11 protein-coding genes are annotated in these 20,078 nt (G+C 43.4%); 6 read left to right on the forward strand and 5 right to left on the reverse strand.

Features of this window, described 5'->3' with window-relative positions:
* Positions 1–41: 41 nt before the first annotated feature.
* The 5 genes from DFQ12_RS15035 to DFQ12_RS15055 all read right to left on the reverse strand — a co-directional run bounded on the left by DFQ12_RS15035 (position 42) and on the right by DFQ12_RS15055 (position 9,613).
* Positions 42–1,418 (reverse strand): RagB/SusD family nutrient uptake outer membrane protein, encoded by a 1,377-nt coding sequence (locus tag DFQ12_RS15035; protein WP_120259871.1) that lies wholly within the window; start codon positions 1,416–1,418, stop codon positions 42–44.
* A 12-nt stretch (positions 1,419–1,430) separates the two neighbouring features.
* On the reverse strand, positions 1,431–4,907 hold the full coding sequence (locus DFQ12_RS15040) for a SusC/RagA family TonB-linked outer membrane protein (RefSeq protein WP_120259872.1): 3,477 nt from the start codon (positions 4,905–4,907) through the stop codon (positions 1,431–1,433).
* Positions 4,908–4,930: 23 nt separating this feature from the next.
* Positions 4,931–6,103 (reverse strand): FecR family protein, encoded by a 1,173-nt coding sequence (locus DFQ12_RS15045; RefSeq protein ID WP_120259873.1) that lies wholly within the window; start codon positions 6,101–6,103, stop codon positions 4,931–4,933.
* 71 nt (positions 6,104–6,174) lie between these two features.
* Complete coding sequence (locus tag DFQ12_RS15050) at positions 6,175–6,744, reverse strand: RNA polymerase sigma factor (RefSeq protein WP_120259874.1); 570 nt, start codon at positions 6,742–6,744, stop codon at positions 6,175–6,177.
* A 118-nt stretch (positions 6,745–6,862) separates the two neighbouring features.
* Entirely contained in the window at positions 6,863–9,613 is a 2,751-nt protein-coding gene (locus DFQ12_RS15055) for a substrate-binding domain-containing protein (RefSeq protein WP_120259875.1), read from the reverse strand.
* Positions 9,614–9,905: 292 nt separating this feature from the next.
* Between DFQ12_RS15055 and DFQ12_RS15060 the strand changes: the two genes are divergently transcribed.
* The 6 genes from DFQ12_RS15060 (at position 9,906) to DFQ12_RS15085 (ending at position 20,020) form a co-directional block, all read left to right on the forward strand.
* Positions 9,906–11,228 (forward strand): sugar porter family MFS transporter, encoded by a 1,323-nt coding sequence (locus DFQ12_RS15060; RefSeq protein ID WP_120259876.1) that lies wholly within the window; start codon positions 9,906–9,908, stop codon positions 11,226–11,228.
* Positions 11,229–11,279: 51 nt separating this feature from the next.
* A complete protein-coding gene (locus tag DFQ12_RS15065) occupies positions 11,280–12,236 on the forward strand; it encodes a carbohydrate kinase family protein (RefSeq protein WP_167457289.1) in 957 nt (318 codons plus the stop codon).
* A gap of 87 nt (positions 12,237–12,323) precedes the next feature.
* A complete protein-coding gene (locus DFQ12_RS15070) occupies positions 12,324–15,449 on the forward strand; it encodes a SusC/RagA family TonB-linked outer membrane protein (protein WP_120259878.1) in 3,126 nt (1,041 codons plus the stop codon).
* Positions 15,450–15,551: 102 nt separating this feature from the next.
* Positions 15,552–17,234, forward strand: coding sequence for a RagB/SusD family nutrient uptake outer membrane protein (locus DFQ12_RS15075; RefSeq protein ID WP_120260027.1), 1,683 nt, complete (start codon positions 15,552–15,554; stop codon positions 17,232–17,234).
* 25 nt (positions 17,235–17,259) lie between these two features.
* Positions 17,260–18,372 carry a hypothetical protein gene (locus DFQ12_RS15080; RefSeq protein WP_120259879.1) on the forward strand — a complete coding sequence of 371 codons (1,113 nt, stop codon included), beginning with the start codon at positions 17,260–17,262 and terminating at the stop codon, positions 18,370–18,372.
* Positions 18,373–18,415: 43 nt separating this feature from the next.
* Positions 18,416–20,020 (forward strand): glycoside hydrolase family 32 protein, encoded by a 1,605-nt coding sequence (locus DFQ12_RS15085; RefSeq protein WP_120259880.1) that lies wholly within the window; start codon positions 18,416–18,418, stop codon positions 20,018–20,020.
* Positions 20,021–20,078 lie beyond the last annotated feature (58 nt).

Consider the following 20,078-nt stretch of genomic DNA (forward strand, 5'->3'; position numbering starts at 1 on the left):
AAATAATGCATTATGCTAAAATTTTATTTTCACTATCTCTTTTATCTGGGATTAGGTACGATATTACTGTTCATCAAAAGCACTTTAGGTGGAATTTGACAGACAAATTTTGGTGATCCTTGTTTTAAGGTATAACTGCCCTCCATATTTGCGCGCTTGTAATCTTTTTTAAACAAGGGATCTTTGTCCAGACGTTTCATGTCAAACCAGCGTTGGCCACGGCCAAATAATTCGATCTGACGTTCTTGAATAACGAGTTTAACTGCGGCTTCGGCCGTTGCTGCCTGAAGAGCTTTGAAATCACTGGGAGCAAATCTTTTTTCACGAAGCTTGTTTAGGTAGGAGAGGGCTTCGTTAACTTTTCCCAATCGGGCTTGGCATTCTGCAGCGATTAACATCATTTCGGGAACACCGATGTTGAAGTTTAGTTCGCTACGGATATACACAGGGTAGGGCTCGGTCGTCGGTTTGCCATTGTTTTCCAGATTGGACCAAAAGAATTTGAAACGGAGATCGTTTTTGTCGACAATGGCCAATAGATCCGGTGAAATGCAGGTATTCGTCAAAGCAGTGCCAAAGGAAGTGGTGCGATAAGCGATGCGCTCACTGTCATTTTGTGGCAGTGGCCTGTTGGTTGTGCCGCCATGAGGTCGTGCCGGATTGACGAAAGACCAGGTATTATAATCGATAAGCGTAGATTTGACAGCGAGGACTTTTTGAGCGTAAGCCAATGCCTCTACATAATTCCCCATTTGAAGATAGGTACGGGCAAGGATGGCCTGTGCAGTTTTCTTATCGTTGCGAAGCATATGTTCTGCTTGTTCTGGTAGCAATTGTTCGGCCTGTGTCAAGTCATTTAAAATAAAATCATAGACTTCCTTACCCGAAGCACGTTTGGGCTTGGCCTCCAGGTCTGGTTCTGTAAGAATAGGTACCCCGAGATCACTTGCAACGGTAGATGCTTGATATACCGGTGCATACAATAGGATGAGATTGAGGTAGGCAGATCCACGATTGCAGTAGGCATCGCCCTTAATCTGGTCTATACGTGTTTTCTCATTAGCTGGTAGTTTAGGAATATTTTGCAGAATAATATTCGCATTGAAGATATTGGCATAATTCGGATCCCAACCATTATCTGTCTCAGGATTGACATAAAAGCTTTCGGCCCACATATAGGTTTTGGAGCTACTGGTATTGAAGCCACTTTTGACATAGGATTCAGGCATATAGATGCCATCGGAAAGGCGCTCGAGTAGTGCATAACCCGATGAACTATAGGATGGGTTGGCTGATAGATCTTCAAAGTCATCAACGGTTTCAGGTATAAATTTTCCTTTGGGGATAATATCCAAATATTTATTGCAGCTACTGAGGCTGACTAAGAGTAAAATGAGGCTACTTATTTTTTTTATCATCTGAAGTCTAGATTAAAGGGTTACATTAATACCAAAAGTGAAGACTCTGGGTTGCGGCAAATCGAGTCGTGCAGCTACTAAAGCCTCCGGATCAATACCTGATTTATTGGCTTTCCATAGCCAAAGATTGTTGAACTGAGAGACCAGACGGATTTCTGAAAAAGGAAGTTTTCCTTGCAACTGTGGACGTTTGAAAGTGTAGCTTAATGACATTTCCCGCACACGCAGGTAGGCCGCATCAATAACAGAGTTGCTGGATCTGGTCGTTAAAAATAAGTATTCATTGCTCAGATCTTCCCAGCCTGGAAAAGTTGGTATGTCGGTGATCAGTTCATCTCCCGGAGAACGCCAGCGTTTGGCGATCTGATTATTATAGGAACTGGACCAGGTAAGGCTGTTCATCTCAGGCATTTCCTTCCGCGCATAATGCCCCCAATTAAATACAGTATAGATCGATAACTGGAATCCTTTATAACGGAATTCATTGGACCAGCCGCCTGTGTAAAGTGGTCGTGAGCTACCATGGTAGATGAGTGATTCCAGTACAGGAACTCTGGTTTTATTTCCTTCGGCATCAAAAGTCTGTGGTCGACCTTGCTCGTCTAGACCTGCCCAACGATAGCTCCAAAGGGATTCTCTCGGGTAACCTTCCAGGAAAGGAACTGTATTTTTAGGACGATTATTTGTCGGATCGCTATCCGTAATCTTATTTTTGGTCACCTTGCTTTTGTTGAGCGCAAGATTTAGGGTACTGCTCCATTGGAAAGCGCTATTTTTTAAGATGGCAGCATTCAAGCCAAACTCAACCCCTTTGTTGATCATGTCCGCACCATTGATATAGGAATTGGTCATCCCTACCGTTGGGTCTAGATCCTGGCTCCCCAATAGATCATAGCTAAACTTGTGGTAATAATCTGCGTTGAGGGTGATTCTATCCTTTAAAATCCCTAGATCTAAACCGATATTATAGGTTTTGGTACGTTCCCAGCGTAATTTGGCATTTGGTGGACTGTCGACTCGAGCAACATAATCGTTGGCCATAGCATTAAAAAAACGTCTTGCCACCAGATAGGTGGAGGATTGGTTGCTACGGTCGAAATTTCCAGTTAAGCCCATGGTTGCCCGTAGGTTTAATTGGGAGATCCAGTCTATATTGAAAAAGTGTTCATTGTCAATCAACCATTTCCCGCCAATACTCCAAAGGGGTGTCCGCTTGAATTTTGGATCTGATCCAAAAAGGTTGGAGTGATCATTACGCCAGCTTCCCGTGACTGTGTAGCGGTTATCGTAAGTATATGCTAAGGTACTATAGAAGGAATATTCCCGATTTTCGACATAGTTATTTCTGACGTAACTACTATGGTCATAAGTATATGTTCTTCCTTCCCAATCTTTAATCCCAACATTTAAAGCGATAAGATCTATATTTTGTGAGTTCAGCAATTGATCGTTGTATCCATAGAGTCGGTTGCGGTCTCCTTCATTAATCTTTCTGTTCAAATCGAAACCGGCAAGGACGTTGATGTAATGTTTCTCATCGAATTTCTTTTCGTAGTTCAGGAAATTGCGTGCCGATAGGAAGGTCGACTGATCGCTCCGTGTATCAAGGTAGTCACCATAGGGGATATAGGCTTTTATGCTATTGTTTTTGTCGAGCACCGTATATCGGTTCATAAAACTACGTGTCGCGTAGCTATCCTTATCGTATTGATTTCGTCCATTGGTGGTTGTCCTTTCATAGACAAAATTGTTGGTGAGTCGGAGCCCATCTATGATTTTCCAGTTAAGCCCGAAGAGACTGCGTATGGCTAAACTGCGACTTCTGTTGTTTGCCAGTTGATTTTCTTCATATAGATTGAGTCCATTGTCCCGATAACCCAGCGACATTAATCGGTCATTTTCGACCTTGTTATAGCCTGCATAGCTCCGGATATAATTCCCTTGTTCATCCATCAGCATTTGATAGGGCTGTAAAGCACGGATTTCGCCCGATAGGTCGTTTATACCTTGCTGATCCCAACCATAAAGAAATCCGACATTGGTCGTTAGACTAACAAATTTGGCGAGATCATATTGAAGACGATTGCTAAAATTGAAGGTTTTGGTACTTGTTCCCTGCAATCCCGAAAGGTCAAACTGTCCATTGACCGTAGTCATGTGACTGAACTTGTCCGAACCACCGGAAATACCAATATAATGGCTTTGGTTAACGGCCTTACGGAGCAACAGCTTGTTGATTTGATCCTGATTATTGAGCCCTGCTAAAGCTGCTAATCGGCGATCGCGCTCTTCCAAACTGATTTCCTTGCGATCATAAGCGGTAAATATACCGATGGATTGGGTATAACCTGAGGAGTTACCATCATAGATATCGATGACAAATTCTTTGTCATATTGTTCTTTTTCGTAATCGATAATTTCAGCGGAATTAGCGCGTTGCAAAGCCTTATAGTCTGGACGCATCTGTACACGTAAGTTGCCCGAATAGGTGACGCTTGTCTTGCCTCTATTCCCTTTTTTTGTCGTAATCACGATGACGCCATTCGAGGCCTGTGACCCCCAGATTGCCGCTGCCGCGGCATCCTTTAGTACTGTTACTCCTTCAATTTCATTGATATTGGGTATGATGCTGGAGGCGAAGCCATCTACGATGATCAGCGGTTGTGTGCCAGCACGTAACGAACTACCTCCACGGATGCGCATATCACTGGCACCTTTCTCGTCTTTGTAAAAACTTAAACCCGGTACTGCACCTTCCAGTGCGGTTTCTAAGCTAGTGTTGTTTCGTTTTTTGAAGTAATTGGAATCTAAGCTGGTAGTGGATCCCGAAGCATTGTTTTTATTTAACCGCTGATAACCTGTGCTAATAACCACTTCTTCAATACGGTTATTACTAAGTTCCAACTGGACAAAGATGGATTTTTCGGGATTATCGACACTATATTCCTGGGGTTGATAACCCACGGAACTGATAATGACATGGACTGGACCCTGGTGAACAGTAAATGCAAATTGTCCCTTCGAATTTGTCACTGTGGTCTTCTGCCCAGATCCATCATCATAAATGATGGTAGCGCCTTGGATGGGATTTCCCAACTCGTTGAGTACACGGCCGCGATAAGTGCTTTCTTGAATCTTTTTGTTTGGATCGGCCTCTACAATAATGGTCTTTTGTTGGATGCGGTATTTGAAAGGCAGCTTGCTAAAAAGCTTGTCCAGTACTTCATGAATATCACCCTTGACATCGACTGTGATCAACGTCTGGGAGAAATCTTTACCCTCCCAAAAGAAATGATATCCGTTTTCGTGTTTTAGCTGTTCAAATACTTTCGCGAGCTTTTGCGCTTTGGCATGAACTTCAATGGTCTGACCAAAGGAATAGGCTGGGTTAGACTGCAATAGGTACAGACTGAGAAAAGCAATGCCAAGCTTTTTTGCCATAGGGCTGCGCATGCTCTTCCAAGCTAATTGGGTAGTTTTTTGATTCATAAGATTGATTAGGTAGGGTTACTTTACTTTTGTTTTAATCGGACAATAATCTGGTCGTTTCTGTTTTTAAATTCGACATCTAGTTTGTTTTTGGTTAATATATCGAGTACTTCATTTAAACTATAGGATTTGGAAATAGATCCATGATATTCTCCGGCGGGTATATGGGGATCAATTTCGAAATCTACCGGGTACCAACGCGAAAGCTGCTGGCATACGGATTGGATAGACTCACCATCGAAATTAAAGTAGCCTTCCCGCCAGGAATGTTGCTCGATGTCCAGTAGATTTTTGAAATCCAGTTGCTGTGAATGTTTGTTTAAAATACTCTGTTGGCCAGGTTTGAGCAAAACGGATTTGCTGGCTGAGCGGTCGGGCTGGTTTGTTTCCAGGCGGATAGATCCCTCGTATAAGCTCGTTGTACTGAAAGGATCTTCTTGATAATTTTTAATATTGAATTTTGTGCCTAACACTTCGACTGTCTGATGTTCTGAACGAACAAGGAAATGTTTTCGTTGACCTTGTTCATTGACCTGTTTTGTGACTTCGAAATAGGCTTCTCCCTGCAGTTCGACTTGGCGCTCATTTTGGCCCATATTGCCAAAGAAGCGCAGTGTAGAAGCTGAATTGAGCCATACTTTTGTCCCATCAGCGAGAATAAGCTTGATATTACTCCCTGCTGGGGTTTGAATGGTCTGGATATCATTGTTAGCGGTCGCGGCGGCAACAGGTCGGTAGATGAGGAATCCGGCTTTGTCTTTAAAGATAAGGAGCCCATTTGTTTTTAAGGTATCTTTTACCGCTAATTGAGCGAGATCGATACGCTGGCCCTGTTTATTTGTCCAAATAGGCTGAGCGCTCTTCACTGAATGAATATTTGTGAGGACTTTTTCTGGCCCCTGTCGCTCGACCGTCTTTAACTGCCATAAGCTTAAGCCTATAGCACCGAGTAAAACGGCCGCTGCGGTCCATTTGATCCAAAGTTTTCGGATAGGAGCGGAAACATTTTGAGATGTGTTAAGGATAGGCAGCTGCTGTGCAATGCGGTTCAATCGGAACTGGACTTCCTGCGCATCGACAGGTAATTGCTGCGATGCTGCCTGATTATACCAATCGAAGAGTTCTTCAAGTTCTGCTTGTTTAATTTTACCATGCTGATATTTGTGTAGCAGCTCTTCTTTTCGCTTAGCCTCCATTGGATCGTATTAATGCTTTAGCTATATGACAATCTAAAGTCTCCGAGGATATAGATCAATTTTATATTTTTTTATCCGGCTATTAAAACAACGATCGCCTGTAGTAGCTTGCTTTTTAAAATCTTGAGCGCATTGGAGACTTGTAGCTTCGAAGTACCCTCAGAAATATTCAGCAATGCAGCAATTTCTTTGTGACTTAAACCCTCTTGACGACTTAACTGAAAGATATGGCGCATGCGTTCGGGGAGGTGCGCGATTTCTTGTTCGATGATAGTGCGGAGCTCCTTTTCGAGTATCCAGGATTCAGTCTGCTCATGGAAAGGAGGATTGTTCTGAATGACATGATCAAGGTATTTATCGATGACCTTACCTCGGTTTAGTTTATTCAATACCTTGTTGCGGGTAGCACGATAGAGGTAGGAGGAAACATATGCTAGCTCGGGTAGTTGAGCTCGTTTCTCCCAGATCTCAGCAAATAGTTCTTGAACAACATCCTCCGTTTCATCTAGATCGCGAAGAATTTGATAGGCATGTCGGAAAAGTACTTCTTTGTATTGATGAAATAAGAGGGCAAAAGCCGTATGGTCTCCAGCCTTTATCAGCTGAAATAGGTGCTCTTCTTTGATCTGATCCCCTTGCATGTTTTTTTATTGGTAGCGTTGTTATTCAGGAGTAATATCGTCAATACCCGTTAATACTGCCAAATTTATAAATTTAATTCTATTTTTCTTTTTCTTTAGTTTACGGTATTTGTTGCCATTATTTTCGATCCAGTTCTTTCTTAAAGGTACTTGGTGACAGTCCATATTTCTTTTTAAATGCCGAGGCAAAATAGGAGGCTGAGGAGAAACCGACGTTGCTGTAGATCTCATTGATATTGAGTCCGTCAGCCATCAGGCTTTTTGCTTTTTTGAGCCTCCTTTCGACAATATATTCGCTGATGCTACAGTCGAGCAATTGTTTGACTTTACGATAAAGTTGCACACGGGAGAGGTTGAGCTCGCCAGCAATATCGTCGACACTCAGCCGCTGATCGGACAGTTTCGATTCGACAATAGCCGAAAAGCTATTGAGAAACCGTCTGTCGCTTTCATTGATTGTATCTGACTGGGGTGAATCAAATTGCTCGACATTACTACTATATTTTTCTTTCAGCTGATGCCGTGATTGCAGCATATTGGCAATCCTTGCCCGAAGGAGTGCGGCATTGAAGGGCTTGGTTATATAATCATCTGCTTTCAGGAGACTCCCTTCAAGGATCGTCTCTTCATTGGCTAATGCGCTCAACAGAATGACAGGAATATGGGCTGTCTGGTAGAATGTTTTGATGTCTTTGAGGATATCTAGTCCGCTGCCGTCAGGCAACATGATATCGGTGAGCACCAAATCTGGGAAATGTTCTTTCATCAGGGTGCTGGCCTGATGCGAATCTCGTGCTAAAAAAAGATTATAGTCGTTTTTCAAGATAGATCTCAGGTAATCCCTGATTTCATCATCATCTTCAACAATCATAATGCTCTTCGATTTATTGGAATGAAAAGATAGATTCTTATCAGAAGATTTTACTTCAGTATCCAGAAAGTCTTGTTGCTTGAAGATAGTTTTTACGCCGGATACAGCTGTTATGATCTCCTCCTGTTCATAATGGGTATTTCCGATAGGCATCCGAAGGGTGAAGATCGAACCATGGCCTAATTTGCTGCTGGCTGTGATCTGGCCGTGATGCAGTTCGACGATCTGTTTGACGTAGGCCAGACCGATTCCGGATCCGCTCCGGCTGCCTGTTCCTTGATAGAAGGGGTCAAAAATATGCTCGATATCAATGGGCGCTATCCCTAGACCATTATCCAGCACGCGTAAGTAGAAATAATCTTTGAAGCTATTTTCTTCGAGTGAAATTTCAATTCTACCACTGGAAGCGGTATGTTTTATCGCATTGGAAAGGAGATTGGATAAAACCTGCTCCATCAGATATTCGTCAATCCAGACCTCTTTGAGCATACTCTTATTGATGTAGCTGATCGATATTCTGCTTTTTTTGAGCAAGGGTTTAAAACTGTTGATGACCTGCTGGATAAAAGGGTCGATAGGTACAGCTGATACCTGAAGTTTTATTTTTGCTTTGTTGATCCGATGAATGTCGATCAGGTCGCTGACCAGTCGCTGCAATTTTTTCGCACTTCTTTTGACACGCGACAACTGCTCTCGGACATCTTCTGATAGATCTTTTCGTATTTCGAGATCTTCGATAGGTGCTAGGATAAGGGTGAGGGGTGTTTTAAACTCGTGGGATATATTGGTGAAAAAATTGTTTTTGATTTCTGCAGCTTGCTGAATCTGACTGTTCATCTCCACGATCTGCTTTTGCTGGGATAGGATCTCTCCATTCTGGATTTCGAGATGTTTGTTTTTCTCCCAGTTGCTTTTAATAACGATAATGGAAATCCCACCAAATACCACGGCGAGCACCAAACTGACAACGAGCACATTGAGGACGGATTTTTGATTTTGATAAATCCGGTTCTGCTCAGTGATAAATTCCTGTCTTTTGTCGATGTCTACCTGTTGCTGTTGTATCTTTTGTGACTGTAACGCCAATAGTTCGGCATTTGTTCTGTCGATCACAGCAGTAGCGAGGATATTTTCGCGTCGATATTGTTGATTGTTGATAATCGCCAGTGCCGTTCTGATCGCTTCAGTTCCGCCGGTAGGGTAGAGCATAGAGGCATACATATGACCTTGCATAATCTGCTCAAGACCATTACCCGGTCCTGGAAGCGCATCTACACCAATGATTTTAATCTCTTTTTGGAGTTCTACCTCGTCAAGGGCCTTTTTTACGCCCATGGCCATCTGATCATTGAAGGTAAAGATAATATCACTCTGTGCCATTTGAGCGATATGCTTGCGCATTTCAGTGTAAGCTGTATTCTTTTGCCATCCACCATGGATAACAGCACTGACCTGCATGCCACTTACTGCAGAAATGCTTTGCATAAACCCCTTTTCACGTTCGATTGAGGCAGAGGTGCCTGATAAACCTGTCACTAATCCGATCTTTCCTTTACCTTGGAGGATAGTCTGGCTATATTGACCGGCAAGTTTTCCAATGGCCAGGTTGTCGGCCCCCACATAAGCATTGTATTGACCTGAAGAGGTTTTGCGATCTGTTACGATCACCGGTATTTTGCCCTGGAATACAGAGTCAACGATAGGTGTAAGCGGTTCAGCCTCATTGGGTGACACAATCAACAGATCTATACCCGCTTTGGTCAGTTCGCGTATCTGATCAATCTGAACATCATTATTGCCTTGGGCATCGCGGTATAAGAATTCAATATCAGGATTAAAGGAGAGTTCTCGTTTCATTTCCTCAAGCATAGTTTGCCTCCATGCATCATTCCCGATGCACTGTGAAAAAGCAATGACCCGCTTCTTTTTCTGGTTTGCCGATTGGCACCCCCAAAAAAGCAACAGGACGAATATGCCATAGAAGGTATATTTTCCCATGTTTATTTCCCCTTTACTATCCGAATATACATCATTTCAGTTTTTTTAGATAATAAGCCTAAGGTTAGTGTATTCCTTACACTAAAAAGAGATGGTTGAAATATGTATCATTTTCTATAAGATATGTCTAAAAACTGAAAGTCTAAAAAATATGAATTAGTGTAAGTTGTTGATGTGTAGTGTTTTGTGTTGTTTCTGAAAATGTTACATAAATAAATGTTTTTGCTGTCTTCAAATTTAAGTAACCGTGAAGTCAGGGTTAAATTTGGGTTAATCAATTATAGATGATAAGATGAACAAAAACAAAGTATTAGCCTGGTCTTTTGTAGTGGCATTAGGCGGATTTTTATTTGGCTTTGATACAGCTGTTATTTCAGGAGCTGAAAAGGCAGTACAGGAGCATTGGCATTTGAGTGAGTTTCAGCATGGGCTTACGATGGCCATCGCGTTAATAGGTACGGTAGTCGGTGCGGCATTGGGCGCTTTGCCTTCGGACAAGCTCGGCCGGAAAAATACATTATTTGTTGTAGCCGCATTATATTTTATTTCAGCGATCGGAAGTGCGCTGGCCAATGACTGGACAATTTTTATTTTATTCCGGTTTTTGGGCGGTATCGGTGTTGGTGTGTCTTCGGTAACGGCACCTATTTATATTTCCGAAATTTCACCCGCCGCTTCACGGGGTAAGCTGGTAGGTCTCTTCCAATTCAATGTGGTACTGGGTATTTTGATTGCTTATTTATCAAACTATTTTATCGGACAGGTTGGGGAAGAATCCTGGCGCTGGATGTTGGGGGTGCAGTGTTTTCCGTCGTTGCTGTTTTTTGTGCTGATTTTCTTTATTCCCGAAAGTCCCAGATGGTTGCTATTGCATAAGAACAACCTACCTGAAGCAACAACGATCATGCAGCGAATCAATTCTGAGGGCTATGAGCTTGAAATCGAGAAAATTCAGGCATCGAAAGATGCAATGGCAGGTGAAGGCAAATTATTTATACGGGAAAACGCCAGACCAATTTTATTGGCCTTATGTTTTGCGCTGTTCAATCAGCTCTCGGGTATCAATGCGATTATCTATTATGCACCGCGTGTTTTTGAAATGGCAGGCCTCGGTTCCCAAAGTTCCTTGCTTTCCACGGTAGGGATCGGAGTAATCAACTTTATTTTCACTTTGGTGGCTATCAATTTTATAGATAAGGTAGGTCGCAAAAAACTGATGCTGGTGGGGTCTATTGGATTGATCGTATCGCTCGCACTGGTATCGCAAGCTTTCTATACAGGGCAAACAACAGGATTTGCTATTACAATCTACCTGATGAGTTTTATTGCCTTCTTTGCCTTCTCTCAGGGAGCTGTGATCTGGGTGTTTATTTCCGAAATTTTTCCGAATGATGTGCGTGCCAAAGGCCAGACATTTGGCAGCTTGACCCACTGGGTAATGGCTGCGATTATTACTTTTTGTTTTCCGGCGCTGACAGAGATGCTCGGTGGTGGCGGCACCTTCCTGATTTTTGCGCTATTTATGGTTTTGCAGCTTGTTTATGTGCTGAAATTTATGCCTGAAACAAAAGGACGGTCGTTGGAAGATATGGGGCGGACCATCAATCTGCATTAAGTATCAAGCTATTATTGATCCAATTGCTTATGCATACAAATAATGATGACAATGAAAAACCTGAATAAATCAATACAAGGAGTTTGTTTCGGCGAAGTTCTTTGGGATAATCTGCCGACCGGAAAAAAACTAGGCGGTGCTCCGCTAAATGTTGCTTATCATCTCAATAAGCTAGGTGTTGTTGCACAAATGCTTACCCGTATCGGAAGGGATGAAAATGGATATGAACTGCTTACTGTATGCGAACAGCTGGGGATTCCGACGGCCTTCTTTCAGTACGATGACAGCTTGCCGACATCTACCGTTGAAGTGACAATTGATGCAGACCGTAATGTACAATACGATATTGTATACCCTGTTGCCTGGGACAGAATTACAGCGGAACCGGCTGTACTGGAAGCTGTTTCCAAAGCTGACTTTTTGGTGTATGGCAGTTTGGCCTGTCGCGATGATGTGAGTTTTCAAAGCTTGTTGACCCTATTAAAAGAGGCTTCCTTCAGGGTCATGGATGTCAATTTGCGTGCTCCTTTTTTCGGTCCTCATCGGGTACATGAACTATTACGCTACGCGGATCTCGTTAAGATGAATGCAGAGGAACTGCATATTATCGCTGAATGGAGTGGGGCACCCTCAACGTACACAGATCAACAGCGGGTAGATCTACTGTTAGATTGTTTCTCTATTCAGGAAGCTATCGTTACCTACGGCGCTGCAGGAGCGGTATACCATCATAAAAAAGCAAATATCAGTTATCATTTTCCTGCATTGAAAGTACAGGTGGAAGATACTATCGGAAGCGGAGATTCGTTTTTAGCAGCTTTTTTGACCAAGCGGTTCCAGATGGCTGAAGGAGTAGCCTTGGAGGAAGTGCTCGAATTTGCAGCCACTTTAAGTGGGTTTGTGACGCAGAGTAGTGGTGCATGTCCTGCTTATAATGCGGCGGATATCAACCGCTTTCACTGGCTAAATCCCATCTTCCGTGATAGCGAACGGAAAATGAAACAGTAAAGAGCTTATGACGCAAAAAAGGGAAAATGCGAAATAAGAAACAGCAAGAAAAATAATCAATTAATAATCTACTTATAATAACCAGTTATGTTTACAAGACAGCAAGCTATGTTGCTTCCGTCTTTGGCTCTCTTTTCAGTTGTTGCTTTTGCGCAGCAGACAGAAATTCGGGGGCGGATTGCGGACAGCGGAACAGCCGCTCCCATCGTCGGAGCGTCGTTAGTGGTCAAGGGAACCAGTCAGGCAACAAAGACAAATGAAAAAGGGGAATTTGTGCTCCAGCTATCGGGCAACAACGGTATATTGGAAATAACCTATGTTGGCTACGAATCCCAGACAATACCATTGGGGAACAAGAAATTTTTAGATATCCGGTTGGTCAGTACCGAAAAAGGGCTCGATGAGGTAGTTGTCACCGGCTATCAGCGAGAGCGCAAGAAGGATCTGACCGGCGCTGTGAGCGTCGTCAATGTGACCGAAATGATGAAAGCCCCTGAAAATAATCCCATGAAGGCGCTACAGGGGCGCGTAGCGGGTATGACAGTAACTTCTGATGGTAGTCCAAGTGGCGCAGCTACCGTACGGATGCGGGGTATCAGCTCGATCAACAGCAGCCAAGATCCACTCTATGTTATCGATGGTATACCGACACAAGGTGGGATGCATGAGCTCAATTCCAACGATATCGAGAGCATTCAGGTATTAAAAGACGCCTCTTCGGCAAGCATCTACGGCTCACGCGCTGCAAATGGTGTTATCGTGATCACAACAAAAAGAGGAAAACTCGGAGCGCCAAAGCTTACTGTAGACGCTTATGTGACCAATACACATTTTAATAATCGCATGAATGTCCTCAATGCACAGCAGTATGGTCAGGCGCTATGGCGGGCAACGATCAATAGCGGCGGTAATCCGAACAGCAATAATATCGGCTATCAATTTGAGTGGAACAACGATGCCAATGGCTTGCCGCAGCTCAACAATGTATTTGTATCCAAATATATCGATCGTGAACGCACAATGTATGCCGCAGATACCGATTGGTTCAATGAAGTTTCCAAACCGGGCCTACTCCAATCGTACAATGCGACGTTGAGTTCGGCTACGGAAAAGTCAAGCTCTTATTTTTCTTTGGGTTATCTGCACAATAGTGGAACACTTCGGTATACGGATTTCCAACGTATATCAGCCCGGATGAATGCCGATTATAAACTGTTTGATGGGAAGTTGGTTGTCGGCGAGAATTTTACAGTGAATAACACGGGAGAAGTGCAGGTGCCCGGGGATGTGCTCGATCTATCCTTGAAGGCATTGCCGGTTATACCTGTACATACCGTAGATGGAATAGGTTGGGGCGGTCCTGCCCTTGGGATGAATGATCGTCATAACCCGATGCGCCTATTACATGATAACAGGAATAATAAATACAATTACTGGCGCCTATTCGGAAATGCTTACGCCGATTTGCAGCTGATCAAAGATTTGCATATACGCACAAGCTATGGTATAGACTATAGTAATTTTTACAAACGTAACCTGGAAGTTTCCTATCGCTCAGGTTTTATGAGCAGCAACAGAAGTGCTGTTAATATGGAACAGTCTCAGGGATTAAAGTGGACCTGGTCGAATACTGCAACATACAGAAAAGAGATTGACAGACACACGATAGATCTACTGGCTGGTGTGGAAATGAACCGACAGAACGATATCAATTTTAATGCATATACTGCGGGAGATGGAGCTTTCGCTATTGAAACACCAGAATATATGTGGCCCGGTGTAAGTACAGGGACGGCTGCCGTTGGCGGTGGTTCCACAGGCTTTTCGCTCCTTTCATACTTTGGAAAGGCAAACTACTCCTTTGATGACCGCTACCTGGCCTCATTCACCGTGAGACATGATGGTTCATCCCGTTTTGGAAAAAACAATCGCTTCGCGACCTTTCCGGCTGTAACAGCAGGATGGCGAATCTCATCCGAACGATTTATGGCCGGTACCAAGGATTATGTCTCCGATCTTAAACTGCGCGCCGGTTGGGGACAGACCGGTAATCAGGGAATCGGCAACCTGGCGACCTATGGGCTCTTTGTACCTGAATATGGGGTGGGGGATCCCACCTGGAATATTGTCGATGGAACCGCTTATGATCTTTCAGGTACCGGAACAGGGACTCTCCCCTCCGGTTATCGAAAAATCCAGACTGAAAATAATGATCTAAAATGGGAAACAACGACACAGACCAATATCGGCCTGGACTTCACGTTATTCGGCCAGAGTCTCTACGGATCAGTCGACTGGTACATTAAAGCGACCAAAGATATGCTAATCAATCCTGCTTACATCGGGGTTGTCGGCGAAGGCGGCTATCGCTGGGCTAATGGTGCTTCGATGGAAAATAAAGGTCTGGATATTACGGCAGGCTACCGAAATAAGACTTCATTTGGTCTGGATTATGATGTGACCGCAGTCCTTTCGTCGTATAAAAATAAGGTGACCCATTTGCCCGAAGCCGTGGAAAACTCCTACGGTGGTCGTCAGGGCGATAATATTATCGGTAGACCATTGGGCTCATTCTATGGCTATTTAACGGATGGGATCTTTCAGAATCAAAAGGAGGTGGATGATCATGTCAACCAGACCGGTAAAGGAATTGGCCGTTTACGTTATCTTAATGTCTATGGTGCTGATCAGCAGATCACAGATATGGACCGCACCTGGATCGGCAACCCGCATCCTGATTTTTCCTATAGTTTGAATATTGCATTGAAGTATAAAGGATTTGATCTGTCTGTCTATTTTCAGGGGGTGCAGGGTATAGACGTTGAAAACTGGTTGAAAAAACAGACTGATTTCTGGAGTGTCGATGATGTGAACTCCAATAAAGGTGTACGGTTACTTAATGCCTGGACTCCACAGAATCCGACGTCCACAATTCCGGCTTTGCAGACAACAAACAATAATGATGAGGGGCGTCTGTCCAATTACTTTATCGAAAACGGATCTTATATGAAACTTCGAAACCTGTCGCTTGGCTATACCTTACCAACGGCAACAGCTTCCCGTTTGCGGATGAGCCGCCTACGTGTGTATGTTACCGGCCAGAACATGTTTACAGTTAAATCGAAGAATTTCACAGGGGTAGATCCCGAGAATGTAGGTTGGGGGTATCCGATCCCGACGACATGGACTGCGGGGGTAAATATTGGCTTTTAGAAGAGAGAACCAAAAGCCTTAGCGGATGAGAGGGGAATGGAGGAGACGAGGGACCAAAACAATAAATCCATGGAAATATGGAATATAAAAAACAGAATTCCAATGAAAAAAATAACCAATAAAATCGCGATAATGATGGTGTTTGCGGGGCTGCTGTCCGGATGCACCAAGTTTTTGGATCAGACACCTAATGGCGTACTGAGCTCCGACCAGGTAAAGGAACCCGAAAGATTACTGACAGCTACTTATGCAGCTTTAGGCAATGATCATTATGATGTGCCTTTTAGCTTATGGCCTTATGGTACAGTACGATCTGATGATGCATATAAAGGCGGATCGGGACCGCAGGATATACAGACCTTCCATTTTCTTGAGGTTTCCAATAACGTCACGACCAATTTTGCTGAGGTGGATAAACTGTGGTTTCAGCTTTATGTCGCTGTTTCACGTGCCAATAACACCATCAAAACGATTCAGGAAATGAACAATTTTGATGGCAAGGAAGGGAAGTTGGCCGAAGCAAAATTCCTACGGGGGCACTTCTATTTTATGCTCAAAACGCTTTTTAAATATGTACCCTACATTGATGAAAATGTGCCGGTAGATAGCTATGAGACTGTGTCAAATAGAGCATTGAGCAATGATGCACTCTGGCAAAAGATTGTCGATGATTTTCAATATGCAGTAGATCATTTGCCAGCTGTACAGACGGAAGTCGGTCGTGCAAATCGAATTGCGGCAGCAGCTTATCTTGCTAAAACATACTTGTACAAAGCCTATCGTCAGGATAACGAAGAACGCCATGCGGTAACCGGAATCAATCAGGGAGATCTGGAAAAAGTATTGCAGAATGCAGACATCGTACTTGCATCAAACCATGCTCTTGAAGCAGATTTTGCCTTCAACTTTTTGCCGGGGAAATATGAAAATGGTACAGAAGCATTGTTTTCAATCCAATTTTCAAAAGATGATGGTACGAAATTCGGACGTGTGAATTTCTCGGATCTGCTCTCTGTTCCGATGGGACTGGGCTGTTGTGATTTCAATAAACCTAGCCAGAATTTGGTGAACGTATTCCGTACAACGGGAAAAGGGGTACCGCTGGATAATTACAATACATTGAATAACTTCAATGCATCGGAAAAATACGACCCAAGACTATTCCATACGGTGGCAATTCCGGGATTACCTTATAAATATAATACCAAACGCATTTACGAGGAGAGCTGGAACCGTAATCCTGCGGACTATTCGGTGTATGCATCGTTGAAGGAGAATGTCGATCCAGATTGCGATTGTTTTGTTCCAATGGCACCATTCTTTGCAAATACAAAAAACCGTATTGTACTGCGAGTTGCCGATGTCTTATTGATGCGTGCTGAGGCGCTGATAGAATTGCACCGTTCCGCCGAAGCTTTGCCGCTGATCAACCAGCTGCGTATCCGTGCAAAAAATAGTGCCACCATGACGGGCTATGCAACGGATAAAATGTTGGTAGAAACCTATAAAAATGGAGATAACATTATATGGAATGAAGAAAATGCACGGAAGGCTTTACGTGCGGAACGTCGTCTGGAATTAGCCATGGAAAATGGACGCTTCTTCGATCTGGTACGTTGGGGAATAGGAGAACAGACCATGAATGTTTATTATGAAACAGAGAAATCGCGTCGTTCTTATTATGCCTCAGCTCATTTTACAGCGAATAAGAGTGAATATTTGCCTATTCCGGAAGCACAAATCAGACTGAGCAAATACCTATACAAGCAGAATCCCGGATATTAACTAACATACTAACCAATTTATACCAATGAGAACATTAAAATATAACATCGGATTGGGGCTTATGCTTCTGTTTATAGGCTTGTTTTCAGCCTGTAAACAAGATGTTGGAAGCCCGCTTGATCTAAATGCCGATGTGGACATCGTGTCTTTTAAAGTTGGTACCGCCATAGGGACGATAGATCAGCAGAAAGGCAGCATCAGTGTGTTGGTTCCAGCAGGAACAGATCTATCAGCGCTTGCTCCTGTAATTGCATTGCCCAGTGAAGCGAGGGTATCTCCAACTTCGGGTCTGGCGCAAAATTTTTCCTTTTCTTCCACGACACCGGTCACCTATCGTGTGTATAACGGTAATTTGTATAATACTTACCAGGTTACTGTCAAAGAAATAAAGGCGGAAATAACGGCTTTTCGTATCGGAGACCGATCAGGACTAATTGATCAGCAAAATAAGCAAATCAAAATTTATCTGCCATTAGGAACAGACTTGAAAAGCCTCACACCATCTGTCGAGTTTACATCGGGAGCGAGCATTGCACCGGGACTGGGCGGATTTGTGAATCTGAATTCCCCAGTAAAATATACGCTTACCTATATGGGGCAAACATTTCAATATACCGTAACGGCCATACTCGGCGAGGAGCCAAAGCAGGTACAGACAATTTATAATGGTGAAACTGTTGTGCCGCATTTCGATGGTTTGGGGGTAAGTGGGGTAGACTCACCTTATGCTAATCCAAAAACGAAAGGGGCCAATACTACTCCTTTCTGTGCATCCTTTATCAGAGATGCTGAAACAGGTGCTGGCTGGCACGGTGGCGCATTATGGAATGCCAATAAGGTAAATATTAATCCTGCAGCGTACAACCGTTTCTCTATCATGGTATTAAAGGATGTGGAAGGGGATGTACAGCTGGAGATCCAATCCGATGGCGAACAGAATAAAGATTGGCTACGGGCAAGGTATGTGAAAGCACATGTCGGTGAATGGCAGGAATTGATCTTTGAGGTTCCAGCTGGGAGAACAGCAAACATCAATAATATTCTTGTAATGCCACATGAACATCCCAACGGACAGCCAGTGGCTTTCCCGACCCAGCGGATGTATTGGGATGAATTAAAAGCACTGCCAAAAGAATAACCGGAGTAGATAATTGGAATATGGTTTTATTAGGAGATTTTAAATGAAAACTAACTTGTATTTATTTCCAGCATTATGCTATATGGCGTTGCTGACGAGCTGTAAAAGTGGGGATCAGCCCCTGCCTGTCAACAATCCTGATGACACCGCTTCGGTGGATCGGTCCACCTCCTGTACCATGGTACAGGAGACAGGTCTGTTTCAGACTTTCTATAAGCCGCAGCAAGGATTTGTCGGTGATCCAATGCCTTATTATAATGCCGATGACAAAAAGTATTATTTGTTCTATCTCTACGAAAATGCAAATCGCCACCCGATCTATGTAACCAAAACCAGCGATTATGCAACTTTTGAAGGCTTTACGGAAATATTGCCCGCTGGCGCTAGCGGAAGTCAGGATGAATGGATTGGAACAGGTAGCTTTATGAAGAGAGGTCAGACCTATTACTGTTTTTATACTGGTCATAACGGTAACCTGAATCCGGCTGAAAAAGTGATGGTCGCAACATCGGCAGACCTGCTGAACTGGACGAAACAGCCTAGTGGGACAATACCGGCTGCTGTGGGCTATGACCAGAATAATTTTCGGGATCCGCATGTATACTGGGACGAAAGTCGTGGTAGCTATGTGATGCTGGTCACGACCCGTAAGGATGGCAAGGGGGCGATAGCACGGTATGTATCCACAGATCTGAACAGCTGGTCTATCATAGATCCTCTGCTAGCGACAGCAGCACCCGCAGTAGGTAAACAAGAGATTGAAACGGATGCTGAAATATTGGAATGTCCCGATATCTTTAAAATGGGCAGTAAATGGTATTTAACATTTTCACGAATCAACAGGGATGAGCACCGGAAGACTTTTTATCGAATTGCTGATTCGCCGGATGGTCCCTGGAGGATCTGTCGTGATGCAGATGGTCATCATGAAACTTTCGATGGTTTATTTCTGTATGCTGGCAAGACGGCTACGGATGGAACGACACGCTATCTCTCAGGTTGGTGTTCAACAGGTCAGACGGTGAACAACAACAATGAATTACCTTGGTCAGGAAGTTTAATCTCGCATAAATTAGTTCAGGGACCGACCGGGAGATTATATCCAACTATTCCTGCTGCAATAAACAATAAGTTTAATAAGGAACTGGCTTTTGAAAAGCTGAATGCCGTTGGAAATGTTTCTGAAAATAATAAAACATACAGCATTACAGCACAGTCTGGCACCAGAAGTTATGCAAGATTCAACCGCAATACAGCTAGCGTTAAAATGTCGCTGACCATAGATGCTTCGCAATCAGATCATTTCGGTTTCTCTTTTGGTGCCTGTGACGATCCTTCGGAGCTGTATAGTATTGCCTTTGATCTGACGTCTTCAAACCGTTGGGGTATGCCTGCATTATTTATGAATCGTGAAACGGGTCTCGGTGGAACAGCCGGTAAAACAGAACTTAATTTTACGCCGTTGATTGTACCCGCCAATAAGGTCTTTGATGTGAAAATTGTAATCGAGAAATCGATCTGTGTGGTTTATGTAAATAATAACGTTGCTTTTACCAATCGGATCTATAAAATGGATCAGAACCCATGGACCATTTATGCCGATCAGGGTACGATTAAAGTCAATACAATGAAAGTCGAGAAATCATAAGAATTTTAGCTATTTTATTAGCAAAGGTACGGTGAAGATAATGTGATATAAAAACTTA

Source organism: Sphingobacterium detergens, from assembly GCF_003610355.1.
In the GTDB taxonomy this organism is placed as follows: domain Bacteria; phylum Bacteroidota; class Bacteroidia; order Sphingobacteriales; family Sphingobacteriaceae; genus Sphingobacterium; species Sphingobacterium detergens.

What these genes read in the sequence shown, in the direction of transcription:
- DFQ12_RS15035 (WP_120259871.1), bottom strand. Translation starts at nt 1,418, where the DNA reads ATGATAAAAAAAATAAGTAGCCTCATTTTACTCTTAGTCAGCCTCAGT.
- DFQ12_RS15040 (WP_120259872.1), bottom strand. Translation starts at nt 4,907, where the DNA reads ATGAATCAAAAAACTACCCAATTAGCTTGGAAGAGCATGCGCAGCCCT.
- DFQ12_RS15045 (WP_120259873.1), bottom strand. Translation starts at nt 6,103, where the DNA reads ATGGAGGCTAAGCGAAAAGAAGAGCTGCTACACAAATATCAGCATGGT.
- DFQ12_RS15050 (WP_120259874.1), bottom strand. Translation starts at nt 6,744, where the DNA reads ATGCAAGGGGATCAGATCAAAGAAGAGCACCTATTTCAGCTGATAAAG.
- DFQ12_RS15055 (WP_120259875.1), bottom strand. Translation starts at nt 9,613, where the DNA reads ATGGGAAAATATACCTTCTATGGCATATTCGTCCTGTTGCTTTTTTGG.
- DFQ12_RS15060 (WP_120259876.1), top strand. Translation starts at nt 9,906, where the DNA reads ATGAACAAAAACAAAGTATTAGCCTGGTCTTTTGTAGTGGCATTAGGC.
- DFQ12_RS15065 (WP_167457289.1), top strand. Translation starts at nt 11,280, where the DNA reads ATGAAAAACCTGAATAAATCAATACAAGGAGTTTGTTTCGGCGAAGTT.
- DFQ12_RS15070 (WP_120259878.1), top strand. Translation starts at nt 12,324, where the DNA reads ATGTTTACAAGACAGCAAGCTATGTTGCTTCCGTCTTTGGCTCTCTTT.
- DFQ12_RS15075 (WP_120260027.1), top strand. Translation starts at nt 15,552, where the DNA reads ATGAAAAAAATAACCAATAAAATCGCGATAATGATGGTGTTTGCGGGG.
- DFQ12_RS15080 (WP_120259879.1), top strand. Translation starts at nt 17,260, where the DNA reads ATGAGAACATTAAAATATAACATCGGATTGGGGCTTATGCTTCTGTTT.
- DFQ12_RS15085 (WP_120259880.1), top strand. Translation starts at nt 18,416, where the DNA reads ATGAAAACTAACTTGTATTTATTTCCAGCATTATGCTATATGGCGTTG.